The following is a 12326-nucleotide window of genomic DNA, read 5'->3' as shown; positions in this document are numbered from 1 at the left end:
CGCGCAGGGACCAGGGTCTAGGCGTTATCCTTCTGACCGACGCCTGCCTTGAGCGCGGCCCGGCCGATCACCATGCAGAGCGCGCCGCCGACCAGGGCGGAGCACACGGCGACGACGATCAGGACCGGTCCGTTCTCCACCCCCTGCATCGCGAAGGCGGTCATGCAGCCGTTGAGGAGACCAAAGACGAAGGAGCTGAGGGTGAAGCTCCACCAGGTCCACTTGCGGTAGAGCATGAGCGCCAGCGGCGCCTCGATGAAGACGGCGCCCAGCACGTTGCCGACGATCGAGGCCGGGCCCTGCGGGGAGGTGAAGGCGCAGATGATGCCCATGATGAGGCCAGCCAGGACGCACGCACCCGGGCGGCGCACGATGACGGCGGGCAGCAGGTAGGGGATGGTCCACAGGCCCATGCACGAGCACATGATCAGCATGCCCCTCTGAGTGGTAATCCCGATGGCGAAGGTCATGTAGGTCAGCGGGACGACGATCAGTGAGCCGACCACGGCCAGCGCGGCCACGGTCATGAGGTTGCGGGTGCCCAGGACGGAATTGTTCAGCCGGGAGCGGCTGGATCCCTTCACGGTGGCGGTATCGGTCGTGGGTAGTGTCTTAGTCATGTGAGCTCCTTGTGCGGGTCGTAGGTGTTCTAGTGGGATGAGACCAGCGCCCAGCCGGCGGCCTCCTGCCGCCTGGTCCAGAAGCGCTTGTAGGGGCCGTCCTGGGCGACGAGCTCGGCGTGGGTGCCCACCTGGGCGACCCTGCCGTCGTCGTCGAGGGCGACGATCTGGTCCGCCGCGACGATGGTCTCGAGCTTGTGGGCGACGACGATGAGCGTGGCGTCCTCACGCAGCTTCTCCATCGAGGCGACGATGTTCTGCTCGTTCTCGGCGTCCAGGGCGCTGGTGGCCTCGTCGAACAGGACGATTGGGGCGCGCTTGAGGAGGGCGCGGGCGATTGAGACGCGCTGGCGCTCACCACCGGACAGCGCTCGACCGCCCTCGCCGACCTTGGTCTGCCAGCCCAGGGGCAGGCGCTCGACGATCTCGTCGACGCCGGCCAGCCGTGCTGCCTCGGCCAGGTCCGCCTCGGAGGCGTCCGGGCGGGCGAGGCGGATATTGGCTTCGAGGGTCTCGTCGAAGAGGTAGACGTCCTGGAAGACCATGGAGAGCTGACTCATGAGATCGGTGGTGGCGGCCTGGCGGACGTCGACCCCGCCCAGGAGGATCTCGCCGTCGTCGACGTCGTAGAAGCGGGAGATCAGGCGCAGCAGCGTGGTCTTGCCGGAGCCGGAGGGCCCGACGATCGCGCACATCGAGCGCGGGGTGACCTCGAAGGAGACGCCCTGGATCACGGGGTTGTCCTTGTCGTAGGAGAAGTCAACCTCGTGCAGCGCCACGGAGCCGGTGGTCACCAGCGGCTCGGGCTGGTCGGTCTCAGGGAGCTCCTCGGCCTCAAGCAGCTCCTCGACGGTGTTGAGCAGCACGCGTCGATCGTCCATGCCGGTCAGGCTGTTCATGACGGTCGTCAACTCGTTGCTGAACGAGAGGGAGAGCCCCAGGGTGGCGATGGTCTCGATCAGGCCCATTGAGCCGCTGACGGTCAAGGTCGCGATGACCGAGACCATGATGAGCACGCAGCCCTGAACGAAGCCGCCGCCGATCACCTGGGCCAGGGTCTCAAGCCACAGGCTCTTCTTTCGGGCGGCGTTGGCTTGGTCCATCGCCTCGGTGAGCTCCTCGTAGCGTTCGACCGCGCCGGCGGCGCGCAGCGCGCCCTGGCACTGGGCGAACTCGACCACGCGCATCGCGCTCTCCTTCTCCACCGGGTCGACCATGCGGTGCCCCTTGCTGTTCAGGAGTCGGATGGCCAGCAGACCCAGGACGACCAGCGGGGCGGAGAAGGTGAGGGCCAGGCCGATCCGGGCGTCCCAGATCCAGCAGCCGACGATGATGGTGGCGCAGCTGAACAGGCTCAGGTAGAGCCGGGACAGGAAGTGAGCGATCGCCTCGCCCAGCGAGAGCATCTCCTGGGTGACCATGCGGGACAGGCCCGAGCCGGAGTCTCGGTCGAACCAGCCGAGCGGCAGGCGCGAGACCTTCTCGCCGACGGCGTTGTGCATGTCCTCCAAGGCGCCCAGGGACCCCTTGTAGCTGATCTTCTGGCCGATGAAGTCGACCGTGGAGCCGACCACGGCGGTGCAGGCCAGGACGATCAACCAGGGCCCGAGCCCGAGCCCGAGGAAGGGCTCGCCGGTGGACAGCACCATCGACAGCGGCAGCAGCGAGAGGTAGGCCAGGCCGTTGATCACGCCGACGACGCAGCTGATCCGGGTGCCTTGGCGGAGGTAGCCCCAGGAGTGCGCCTCCATGAGCCTGGGGAAGCGCGGGGTCATGAGGTCGTAGCGGTGGTCAGTCATTGTGCCCCTCCTCAGGGTTGCGGGGAGTGCCGGCGTGCGCGGTCCCCACGGCGCTCTGGGCGAGCAGCAGTGAGTAGTGCGGATCGTCCTTGAGCTCCTCGTGGCTTCCGACAGCGCGAACCTCGCCGTGCTCCAGGACGACGATCTGGTCGGCCCCGACGATCACCGCCGGGCGGTGGGCGATCACGATGACCGTCCGGCCCTCGGCCAGGCGGGTGAGGGCCTCCTGGATCTCTGCCTCGGACTCGGGGTCCACCATCGCGGTCGCCTCGTCCAGGACGAGGACGGGGGCGTTGCGCAGCAGGGCCCGGGCGATCGCGATGCGCTGGGCCTGGCCGCCGGAGACGTGGGTCTCCCTGCCGATGACAGTGTCGTAGCCCGAGGGCAGCGTCTCGATGAAGTCGTGGATGTTAGCGGACCTGGCGGCGGCCACGATCTCCTCGTCGGTGGCCTCCGGCCGAGCCAGGGCGATGTTCTTGCGTACGGAGGTGGTGAGCAGCTGGGCGTCCTGCAGGACGAAGGAGACCTGGGAGTAGAGGGTCTTCTCATCGATGTCGCGCAGGTCGACCCCGCCCAGGGCCACCGTTCCCGAGCTCGGGTCCATGAAGCGGGCCAGCAGCGCGCCGAGCGTCGACTTGCCGGAGCCGGACGGGCCGAGCAGCGCAGTGACGGTGCCCTCGCGGAAGGTGAGCGTCACGTTCCTCAGGGCGGTGACCGCACGTTCGCCCTCGCCGTAGACGTAGCTGACGCCCGAGACCTCGATGGTCGAGTCCTTGGGCTGCTTGGGGTTCTCCGGCTGGGGGAGCACCTCGAGGTCGAGCATCTCGCACAGGCGCACGGCCGCAGAGCCGGCGAGCTGGTAGGACCACTGGATCCCGGCGACGATGTTCATCACGCTGGGGATCGCCAAGGCGATCAGGGTGGTGCAGATGAGCTCAGGCAGGGTCACGATCCCGGCGTTGATCATGAGCGAGCCGACGCCGAAGTTCACCGCCAGGATCACCGGGACGCACACCCAGGCGGCGGCGAGGCAGGAGACGTTGAGCAGCGGCATGCACCAGGCTTGGTAGAAGGTGTTGAATTCCTTGGCTGCTCTGGCGTAGGCGGCGTGGGAGCGCCCGGTCTGACCGAAGGTCTTGACCACGGCGATGCCGGAGGCGAACTCGAGCATCGTGGAGGAGACCTTGGCCAGCTTGCTGTCCATCTCGGCGGTCTTGGCTGGCATGGAGCGCAGCATGATCGAGTAGGTGAGCACGTAGAGCGGGACCGTCGCCACCGCGAGCAGGCCCAGGCGCCAGTCGAGGTAGATGGCGTAGCCGAACATGAGAACCGGTGTGGCGACCGCGTTGAGGATGTCCACGGGTGCGTGGGCGATCACGGTGTGAACCGTGGTGGTGTCGTCCTGAACCGCCTTGCGGACCCGGCCGGAGGTGGCTTCGGTGAACCAGCCCAGCGGCGCCTTGGCAAAGCGGGCCAGAAGGTCGCGGCGGGTCTGGTCGCGCAGCCTGAGGTCGACGAAGTGCGTGACCGTCAGGCTGAGCAGCATGAAGAAGATTCTGGTGAAGAAGGCGCCGATGAAGACGTTGATGATGAGCTTGATGCGGGCGGCGTCCAGCGGGGAACCGCCCTGGTAGTGCTCCAGGAGGGTGTCACCCAGCGCTACCAGCGCCACGTAGGGGGCGATGGAGAAGGCAACGCTGATGAGCATCAGGATCTGGGCGATGGCCAGGCGGCCCCTGATGGGCCTCTGGAGCCTGGAGATGGCTGCCTGGCCTCGCTTGTGCTTGTCCATCAGCTGACCATCGGTTGTCTGCGGTGGTGCAGTCTCGGCTGGGACCGATCCGTCCGCGAGCTTCCTCGGCATATGAGACGCCTCCAGTAACTATCAGGTTAGCCTTACCTAAGTGTACGCTAAGAGGTGTTGATCTAGAAATCAAGGTGATAGCATTAATCGGCTAAGCCTTTTACTGTCGGTCCGGTAAGCGGCCGACGGCGCATGAGGACTAGGCTGCTCTCGTCTCGCTCGCCTGGGCGCCCGTCCCTGCTCTCACGGGTAGCGTGGGCGTCCTGCCCCCCGCGAGGACCTGAAACAAGGTGGGGGTGGCTGAGGTCTCTGTCAACAGGAAAGGCTGGTGGGCCTGTGTCGCTCACTGCCGAGGAAAGAGCTCGGAACGCCAAGGAGATGCGTGCCGCCCGAGAGCAGATCGACCTGTCGGACGACGTCCTGGCGGATCGACTGGGTTACACCACGCAGTACCTGCAGCAGGTCCTGGACGTTGACGGCTCTCCGCTCGACGTGTGGCGGACCCGGGACCTGCTCGCCGCCCTCGCTGAGCACCGGGGCCAGACACCTCCCGTCTTCACTGTGATGACTGCGTGCATGCGTCCCAGGGCTCAGCAGTGGTTTGGACGATGGGACCTGCCGGACATCGACGACCTCTAGACCCTGGCGACCGTCAGGCCAGGGTGACGGTGGCAGCGGCCGGTAGCGCTCCGCCGTCGGCCATCGCGCCCCGGACAGGACCCCTCCCGGACGTGGACTACTCCTGGGAGAGGATCTCGCGACAGGCATGCTCCATCTCCTGCACAAGAGACAGCCGCGAGTGGATCTCGTTGTAGATCGCGTCCTCGGAGAGGATGGAGTAGCTTCCCTCGCCGGAGGGGAAGGAGTCGATCTCCTCGTGGTCTGTGCTCCACTGGGTGTCGTAGTAGCCGACGAGCTCGGCCAGGCGCTCCTGCATGCGGGGGAGTGCCTCGAGGATGGCGCTGAGCTCGGCGTTGTCCCGTTCCACGCGTGCGTAGAGCGCCTGGAAGTGTGACAGCCGTGCCTGTGTGCCTGCGTCCATGCGTTCCCATCCGATCAGGTCGACGACGAGTGCGTGATGCTGTGAAGCGCCGGCGCTCTGAGACGGCGTCGTGCTGCATCGGCCCGGGCCGGCACCTGGTTGGTTGGGCCGCGCCGCAGGGGCAGCGTACAGCCGCCTTCCTGCCTGCCCCATGTTGTCAGGCGCGGCTGCACGCCATAGGTTCGTGGTCATGACACCACACGGGCAGGGCCCTGCTGCTGCCGTGACCTCCGCCGACCAGGCACCTCCCCTCGTCGTCCACGCCCGTGACCTTCGCGTGGGCCGTGGCGGGAACACGATCCTGCGTGGCCTCGACCTGGACCTGCGCCGAGGCTCCGTCACTGGCCTGCTCGGCCCCTCAGGCTGCGGCAAGACCACGCTCATGCGCAGCCTCGTTGGTGTCCAGCGCTACGACGGCGAGCTCCGGGTTCTCGGGCACCGTCCCGGCTCGCCAGCGACGCGCGGCCGGGTGGGCTACATGGCGCAGGGCACCGCGGTCTACACCGACCTCACAGCACGCCAGAACCTGGCCTACTTCGCCTCGCTCGCCGGCTCCCGCTCCCGCGCGGTGGGGGAGGTCCTGGACACCGTGGGGCTGGCTGACATCGCCGACCGCCCGGTCTCGACCTACTCGGGTGGGCAGGCCGGTCGCGTGAGCCTGGCCTGTGCCCTGGTGGGCGCCCCCGACCTCCTGGTCCTCGACGAACCGACGGTCGGTCTCGATCCGGTGACCCGCGAGGAGCTGTGGACCGCCTTCCACGACGTCGCCGCGGCGGGCACGACGATCCTCGTCTCCAGCCACGTCATGGACGAGGCCTTCCGCTGTGACAGCGTCGTGCTCATGCGTGACGGCAGGCTCCTGGCCCGCGCCACTGCTGAGCAGCTGCTGGAGTCCACGGGTGCCGCGACGCTGGACCAGGCCTTCCTCACCCTGGTCCGACGGTTCGGTGACGACGGCGCGAACGGTTGCCTCGACGCCGCCGCGCAGGGCTTCGCCGTCGGCCCCCTTGCGCACGGGGTTGGCGACGACGGCGGACGTGCTGCCGTGACGGCACCGGTGCCACAGGAGGATCAGTCATGAGGCTGCGCACCTATCTCGCCATCACCCGCCGGGTTCTCGCCCAGCTCGCCGCGGACCGACGCACCGTCGGGCTCATTGTGGTGGTCCCCTCGGTCCTGGTGACCCTGCTCTACTTCGTCTACCTCGACTACCCGGGCGGTGAGCGACTGTTCAACCGGGTGGCCGTCACGATGGTCGCGATCCTGCCGATGCTCGTGATGTTCCTGGTCACCAGCGTCGCCATGCTGCGGGAACGACGCTCAGGCACCCTGGAGAGGCTGTGGACCACGCCCCTGCACCGCGCCGACCTGCTGCTGGGCTACGGCACGGCCTGCACCCTGGCCGCCACGGTGCAGTCCCTTGTCCTGGCGGCCGTGTGCGGCTGGCTGCTGGACGTCGAGCTGGCCGGGTCCTGGGGCTGGCTGGTGCTGGTCGGTCTCCTCGACGCCTTCGTGGGGGTGGCGCTGGGCCTGTTCACCTCGGCCTTCGCCTCCTCGGAGTTCCAGGCGGTCCAGCTCATGCCGGTCGTCGTCGCACCGCAGGTCTTCCTGTGCGGCCTGCTGGTCCCGCGCGGCCAGCTGCCGGGGGTGCTGGAGGCGGTCGGCGACTGGCTGCCCATGAGCTGGGCGGCTGACCTGGCTGCGCACCTGGCGACGGCCCCCGACATGCCCTGGCAGACGGGCCGCAATCTGCTGTGGCTGGCGCTGGTAGGGCTGGCCCTGCTCGTCGTGGCCGCACGAACGATGCCCCGAGCCACGCGCTGATAAGCCGGCAGGCCCGCAGGCCCGGAAGTGTCCGGCGTCGTGGCGCCCAGAGGGCGCGCCACGAGTCCCTTCGCCCATCCCTGGGCCTGCTGTCGTAGGCCGGTAGCCCTGATCCGGTGAGCTAGGATCGGCCCCACCATGACCGGTTCCGCTACTTACCTCGGTGGGTAGTCCAGGGCCGGTCCTCGTCTTACCTGTCGGGTAGGGCTGGCATGAGGCGGAGCCAACTCCCCTCTCAGGCGAGCTCTTCGTCGAAGAAGTCGTCGTCGATCTCGTAGAGAGTGAACTCGCGGGTCTTGTGGACCGCGACGCCGTAGGCGAGCATGAGCGAGGTCAGCCTGAGGCCGTCGATCAGGATGATCCTGCCGTGCCGGTAGCCCTCGGCCGTATGCACTGCGCCCGGCTGGAAGGACGAGGTCGTGATGAAGACGCCGAGGCTCGCGCCCTGGGTGTCCAGGGACCCGATGAAATTGCGGATCTCGGGCTCGCCGACCTTGTTGGTGTCGGCGTAACGCTTGGCCTGGATGTAGATGTTCGTCAGGCCCAGAGCGTCCTGGCGGATGACGCCGTCGATACCGCCGTCGCCCGAGCGCCCCACGTGCTGCTTCTCGCCGTGGGTGCCGCCGTAGCCCATCGCCCACAGCACGTCAATGACGGCGCGCTCAAAGAACTCGGGAGACGCCTCCTGGAGCCGCTTGCGCAGGCTCGTCTCCGTCTGGGCGTTGAACGCACGCTCACCGGCGGCGAGGACCTCGACCGGATCCGCTGCGGCGTCGTCGTCCGTCTCGGCGACGCCGTCGCCGTGCTGCTGGATCTTGCGCTGGGTGATCTCGTCCTGGTACGCGCGCCACACCGGCCACTCGAGCATGTCCTTCTCGGAGTACTCCGGCAGGGAGCGCTGGTCGACGGCGCGCCCGTTCTCAGTGATGCGGTATCGGCCGCGCCGTGGACGCTCCAGGAGCCCGGCCACTGTCAGGCCGGAGCACGCCCAGTTGACGCGGTTGACGTAGCGGGACTGGCCTGAGGCGATCCGCTCCTCACGCGTCGCCTGACAGGCCGAGGAGAGTCGCAGCCTGCTCGCACACGTCTCGAAAATCGCGTTCCTGCCCGTCTGCGAGGACCCGGAGCACCGCGGGGCGGAACCGGTCGGTTGTCGGTGTGCGGTCGGTCGTAGCCACTGTCTCGCTCACGTTCTCTGCGTTGAGGTCTTTCCTCAACCCTATCGGTACCGCCGCGATCCCGGCCCGGCTCGCGGCCATCCGCACCGGATACGGATAGGATCGGGCGCGATGACGAATCCGCCCATCGAAGTAGCCGATCCTTCGGCGATCACCTCAGCACCTGCCACGACACGCGAACCTCACGCCGACGACACGCGCAGCCTCGTCCTGCCCGCGGACTTGCCGCCCGTCCAGCTGCTGGGCGCGCGCGACGAGGTCCTGCGCGCGATCGAGAAGGGCTTCCCCGACGTCGGCCTGCACGTGCGAGGCAACACCGTCACCGTGACAGGCGAGGCGTCCCGCGTGGACACGGTGGTCCTGCTGCTGTCCGAGCTCATCGACGTCGCCCGTGCCGGTACGCCGCTGACGGCCGACGCCGTCGAGCGCGCCATCGGCCTGCTCGACGCCGCGGCCCGGCCCACCGAGGTCCTGACCGACGACGTCCTGACCACCCACGGCAAGTCGATCCGTCCCAAGTCGCTGGGCCAGAAGGCCTACACCGACGCCATCGCCGAGTCGACCATCACCTTCGGCATCGGCCCGGCCGGAACCGGCAAGACCTACCTCGCTATGGCCCGGGCCGTGGACGCCCTGGCCAAGCGGCAGGTCTCGCGCATCATCCTCACCCGGCCCGCGGTCGAGGCAGGGGAGAACCTCGGCTTCCTGCCGGGGTCCCTCACCGACAAGATCGACCCCTACCTGCGGCCCCTCTACGACGCGCTGCACGACATGCTCGAGCCCGACGCCCTGCCGCGGCTCATGGCCGCCGGCACCATCGAGGTCGCGCCGCTGGCCTATATGCGCGGGCGCACCCTCAACGACGCCTTCGTCATCCTCGACGAGGCCCAGAACACCAGCCCCGAGCAGATGAAGATGTTCCTCACCCGTCTGGGCTTCGGCTCCAAGATGGTGGTGACCGGGGACGTCTCGCAGATCGACCTGCCCGGCGGGCGCCCCTCCGGCCTGCTCGTGGTGCGCAAGATCCTGGCCGGCGTGGACGGCATCAGCTTTTGCGAGCTGGGCAGCGCCGACGTCGTGCGCCACCGTCTCGTGGGCCGGATCATTGACGCCTACGCCCGTTACGACGCCGAGCGCGCCGCCCAGGCGGCCGCCACCCGGCCCACCGAGCAGGCCGCACCCTCGCTGACACGTGAGGACCGCCGTCGTCCCTCAGGCCGCACCTACCACCGACCCGCCAACGGGAGGACCCACGCATGACCACCGAGGTCAACAACGAGACTGACGTTGAGATCGACGGCGCGGAGTTCGCCGCCCTGGCCGACCACGTCCTGCGGGCCATGCACGTCAACCCCCAGGCCGAGCTCAACATCCTGTTCATTGATCCTGAGCCCATGGCCGAGCTCCACGTGCGCTGGCTGGACCTGCCCGGCCCCACTGACGTCATGAGCTTCCCCATGGACGAGCTGCGCCCGGGCACCGAGGACTCCGAGACGCCCGCCGGGACGCTCGGCGACATCGTGCTGTGCCCGCAGGTGGCGGCCAAGCAGGCGCTGGAGGCTGGCCACAGCGCGCCTGAGGAGATGCTGCTGCTGACCACCCACGGGATCCTCCACCTGCTGGGCTACGACCACGCCGAGGAGGAGGAGAAGAAGGAGATGTTCGCCCTCCAGCGCCAGCTGCTCCTGACCTTCCTGGCGGAGCGCGGCAAGTGAGCGGGACCCCGGCCGCTCTCCTCATCGTCGCCGCCGTGGCGGTGCTCGCCTGCGGCGCGTTGCTCAGCGCCGCCGAGGCTGCCCTGTCACGGATGACCCGTGCCGCCGCCGAGGACCTGGTTGAGGAGGGACGGCGCGGAGCCCAGCGTGTCCTCGCCCTGGCTGAGCGCCGCTCCCAGGTACTGGGCTCGGTCACGGCGGTGCGTGTGGCGGTGGACATGCTGGCTGCCGTCCTGCTCACCTTGGCCGTGGCCGGGCTGGTCAGCCGCTGGTGGCTGGTGCTCATCATCGCCGTCGGCCTGAACGCCGTGCTCCTGGGGCTCGTCGTCGGGCTCTCTCCGCGCTCGGCCGGCCGGCGCAACCCGGCCGGGGTCCTGCTGGCGCTGGCCGGCCCTCTGGAGAAGGTCGACGCCGTCGGCCGGCCGTGGCGCTGGCTGGAGAACCACTACGGACGCTCATCCACCCTCACCGATGCCGAGGCCCGCGCGGAGGTGACCGAGGACCTACGCGAGATGATCGACGAGATCGGCGAGGCCGAGACCATCGAGGACGAGGATCGGCAGATGCTGCGCAGCGTCGTCGAGCTCGGCCAGACCCTCGTGCGCGAGGTGATGGTCCCGCGCACGGACATGGTGACCATCGACGCGGACAAACCGGTCTCGGCCGCCATGCGCCTGTTCATCAAGTCCGGCTTCTCTCGCGTGCCCGTGATCGGCCAGGACGCCGACGACGTGCGCGGCGTGGTCTATCTCAAGGACCTCCTGCGCCGCCTGGACGCCCAGCCCGAGTACGCCCAGCGCGAGGTCGTCACCTGCATGCGTGAGGCGGTCTACGTCCCTGAGACCAAGCTCGCCGACGACCTGCTGCGTGAGATGCAGACCGACTCGGTCCACATGGCCCTGGCCGTCGACGAGTACGGCGGTACGGCCGGGCTGGTCACCATGGAGGACCTCCTGGAGGAGGTCGTGGGTGACATGACTGACGAGCACGATCACGCCGAGCCCGAGGTCGAGGACCTGGGCGACGGCGTCTACCGGGTCCCGGCGCGCCTGAGCCTGGACGAGCTCGGAGAGCTCTTCGGCCTGGAGATCGACGACGACGACGTCGACACCGCCGGAGGTCTGCTCACCAAGGCCATCGGCCGGGTCCCGCTGCCAGGCGCCAGCGGCGAGGTCCAGGGCCTCCACCTCGTGGCTGACCAGGCCACCGGCCGGCGCCGCCAGGTCACCAGCCTTCTTGTCTCTGCCAGCAGGCCGGATACGGCCCAGACCACCTCAAAGGACACTCATGACTGACGCCCCCTTCCGCTTCCCCTCCGACGAGGAGCTCATGGCCGGCCCCAACGCCCTGGAGGAGCCCGACGAGGTCGCCGCCGACGACGCCCTGCCCGCCTTGGCACGCGCCGAGATCGTGGTCCCGGACTTCCCCGAGGACTTCCGGGCCGGCTTCGCCTGCCTGGTGGGCCGTCCCAACGCGGGCAAGTCCACGCTCACCAACGCCCTGGTCGGCTCCAAGGTGGCCATCACCTCTGGCCGTCCCCAGACCACCCGGCACAACGTGCGCGGCGTGGTCCACCGCGAGGACGCCCAGCTGGTGCTCGTCGACACCCCCGGCCTCCACCGCCCCAAGACCCTGCTGGGCAAGCGGCTCAACGACCTGGTGCGCGAGACGCTCACGGACGTCGACGTCGTCGCCTTCTGCATCCCGGCCAACGAGAAGATCGGCCCGGGTGACCGCTTCATCGCCCGGGACCTGGAGCAGGTGCGTGCGCCGATCGTCGCCGTGGTCACCAAGGCGGACACCGTCAGCCGCCAGGCCCTGGCCGCCCAGCTGCTGGCCGTCAACGAGCTGGGGGACTGGGCGGACATCGTGCCGGTCTCGGCTGTCTCCGGCGAGCAGGTCGACGTCGTGGCCGACGTCCTGATGGGACACCTGCCGCCCTCGCCGCCGCTGTACCCCACCGGGGAGGTCACCGACGAGCCCCAGGCCGTCATGATCGGTGAACTCGTGCGCGAGGCCGCCCTGGAGTCCGTGCGTGACGAGCTGCCCCACTCCCTGGCTGTCGTCGTCGACGAGATCCTCGACCCTCGCACCGACCGCACCGGATCGCGTGTCAAGGGCGCCGGCGAGCGACTGCAGGTGCGGGTGAGCCTCGTGGTGGAGCGTGACTCTCAGAAGGCCATCATGATCGGCAAGGGTGGCTCGCGCCTGAAGGAGATCGGCGTGCGCGCCCGCGCGGGCATCGAGGAGCTGATCGGCCGCAAGGTCTACCTTGACCTGCACGTACGCACCTCCAAGGACTGGCAGTCGGATCCCAAGGCCCTGGCCAAGCTCGGTTTCTAGA

The 12326-nt window shown here is 68.7% G+C and carries 12 protein-coding genes; 7 read left to right on the top strand and 5 right to left on the bottom strand.

Translation table 11 applies throughout. From position 1 onward, the window contains the following. Positions 1-17 precede the first annotated feature (17 nt). Genes CYJ26_RS01800 through CYJ26_RS01790 form a run of 3 tightly spaced genes read right to left on the bottom strand, consistent with a single transcriptional unit; the run spans position 18 to position 4211 of the window. The gene (locus CYJ26_RS01800; protein WP_006549547.1) at positions 18-620 is read right to left on the bottom strand and encodes an ECF transporter S component; all 603 of its coding nucleotides are present in this window, start codon (positions 618-620) and stop codon (positions 18-20) included. Positions 621-649: 29 nt separating this feature from the next. After that, positions 650-2419 (bottom strand): ABC transporter ATP-binding protein, encoded by a 1770-nt coding sequence (locus CYJ26_RS01795; protein ID WP_101637825.1) that lies wholly within the window; start codon positions 2417-2419, stop codon positions 650-652. Next, a complete protein-coding gene (locus CYJ26_RS01790; RefSeq protein ID WP_161800712.1) occupies positions 2412-4211 on the bottom strand; it encodes an ABC transporter ATP-binding protein in 1800 nt (599 codons plus the stop codon). The genes CYJ26_RS01795 and CYJ26_RS01790 overlap by 8 nt, the downstream gene beginning before the upstream one ends. Before the next feature lie 204 nt (positions 4212-4415). On the opposite strand from CYJ26_RS01790, the gene CYJ26_RS11105 reads away from it, so the two are divergent. Continuing rightward, complete coding sequence (locus tag CYJ26_RS11105) at positions 4416-4862, top strand: DUF2316 family protein (RefSeq protein WP_101637824.1); 447 nt, start codon at positions 4416-4418, stop codon at positions 4860-4862. A 97-nt stretch (positions 4863-4959) separates the two neighbouring features. On the opposite strand, the gene CYJ26_RS10655 is transcribed toward CYJ26_RS11105, so the two are convergent. After that, positions 4960-5265 carry a DUF4298 domain-containing protein gene (locus tag CYJ26_RS10655; protein ID WP_006549551.1) on the bottom strand — a complete coding sequence of 102 codons (306 nt, stop codon included), beginning with the start codon at positions 5263-5265 and terminating at the stop codon, positions 4960-4962. 190 nt (positions 5266-5455) lie between these two features. On the opposite strand from CYJ26_RS10655, the gene CYJ26_RS01775 reads away from it, so the two are divergent. Next, positions 5456-6346, top strand: coding sequence for an ABC transporter ATP-binding protein (locus CYJ26_RS01775; protein WP_081449223.1), 891 nt, complete (start codon positions 5456-5458; stop codon positions 6344-6346). Further along, positions 6343-7089: an ABC transporter permease gene (locus tag CYJ26_RS01770; RefSeq protein WP_034234606.1), complete on the top strand. Its 747-nt coding sequence runs from the start codon at positions 6343-6345 to the stop codon at positions 7087-7089. Before CYJ26_RS01775 ends, CYJ26_RS01770 begins: the two co-directional genes overlap by 4 nt. Positions 7090-7324: 235 nt before the next feature. Here CYJ26_RS01770 and CYJ26_RS01765 read toward each other — a convergent pair whose 3' ends face one another. After that, the gene (locus tag CYJ26_RS01765; protein ID WP_180950827.1) at positions 7325-8161 is read right to left on the bottom strand and encodes a restriction endonuclease; all 837 of its coding nucleotides are present in this window, start codon (positions 8159-8161) and stop codon (positions 7325-7327) included. Between the two features lie 217 nt (positions 8162-8378). On the opposite strand from CYJ26_RS01765, the gene CYJ26_RS01755 reads away from it, so the two are divergent. Genes CYJ26_RS01755 through era form a run of 4 tightly spaced genes read left to right on the top strand, consistent with a single transcriptional unit; the run spans position 8379 to position 12325 of the window. Next, positions 8379-9527: a PhoH family protein gene (locus CYJ26_RS01755; protein WP_034234605.1), complete on the top strand. Its 1149-nt coding sequence runs from the start codon at positions 8379-8381 to the stop codon at positions 9525-9527. Then, complete coding sequence (gene ybeY, locus CYJ26_RS01750; protein ID WP_006549559.1) at positions 9524-9982, top strand: rRNA maturation RNase YbeY; 459 nt, start codon at positions 9524-9526, stop codon at positions 9980-9982. Before CYJ26_RS01755 ends, ybeY begins: the two co-directional genes overlap by 4 nt. After that, positions 9979-11277 carry a hemolysin family protein gene (locus tag CYJ26_RS01745; RefSeq protein ID WP_006549560.1) on the top strand — a complete coding sequence of 433 codons (1299 nt, stop codon included), beginning with the start codon at positions 9979-9981 and terminating at the stop codon, positions 11275-11277. The genes ybeY and CYJ26_RS01745 overlap by 4 nt, the downstream gene beginning before the upstream one ends. Continuing rightward, on the top strand, positions 11270-12325 hold the full coding sequence (era, locus tag CYJ26_RS01740; RefSeq protein WP_006549561.1) for a GTPase Era: 1056 nt from the start codon (positions 11270-11272) through the stop codon (positions 12323-12325). The genes CYJ26_RS01745 and era overlap by 8 nt, the downstream gene beginning before the upstream one ends. Position 12326 lies beyond the last annotated feature (1 nt).

Origin of the sequence: Actinomyces urogenitalis (genome assembly GCF_002861525.1) — a bacterium.
GTDB classification, from domain to species: domain Bacteria; phylum Actinomycetota; class Actinomycetes; order Actinomycetales; family Actinomycetaceae; genus Actinomyces; species Actinomyces urogenitalis.
This window is presented reverse-complemented; position numbering and strand designations above follow the sequence as displayed.

Bases quoted from the DNA above. Each gene is read 5' to 3' on its own strand.
- CYJ26_RS01800 (WP_006549547.1), bottom strand. From the start codon at position 620: ATGACTAAGACACTACCCACGACCGATACCGCCACCGTGAAGGGATCC.
- CYJ26_RS01795 (WP_101637825.1), bottom strand. From the start codon at position 2,419: ATGACTGACCACCGCTACGACCTCATGACCCCGCGCTTCCCCAGGCTC.
- CYJ26_RS01790 (WP_161800712.1), bottom strand. From the start codon at position 4,211: ATGGACAAGCACAAGCGAGGCCAGGCAGCCATCTCCAGGCTCCAGAGG.
- CYJ26_RS11105 (WP_101637824.1), top strand. From the start codon at position 4,416: ATGAGGACTAGGCTGCTCTCGTCTCGCTCGCCTGGGCGCCCGTCCCTG.
- CYJ26_RS10655 (WP_006549551.1), bottom strand. From the start codon at position 5,265: ATGGACGCAGGCACACAGGCACGGCTGTCACACTTCCAGGCGCTCTAC.
- CYJ26_RS01775 (WP_081449223.1), top strand. From the start codon at position 5,456: ATGACACCACACGGGCAGGGCCCTGCTGCTGCCGTGACCTCCGCCGAC.
- CYJ26_RS01770 (WP_034234606.1), top strand. From the start codon at position 6,343: ATGAGGCTGCGCACCTATCTCGCCATCACCCGCCGGGTTCTCGCCCAG.
- CYJ26_RS01755 (WP_034234605.1), top strand. From the start codon at position 8,379: ATGACGAATCCGCCCATCGAAGTAGCCGATCCTTCGGCGATCACCTCA.
- ybeY (WP_006549559.1), top strand. From the start codon at position 9,524: ATGACCACCGAGGTCAACAACGAGACTGACGTTGAGATCGACGGCGCG.
- era (WP_006549561.1), top strand. From the start codon at position 11,270: ATGACTGACGCCCCCTTCCGCTTCCCCTCCGACGAGGAGCTCATGGCC.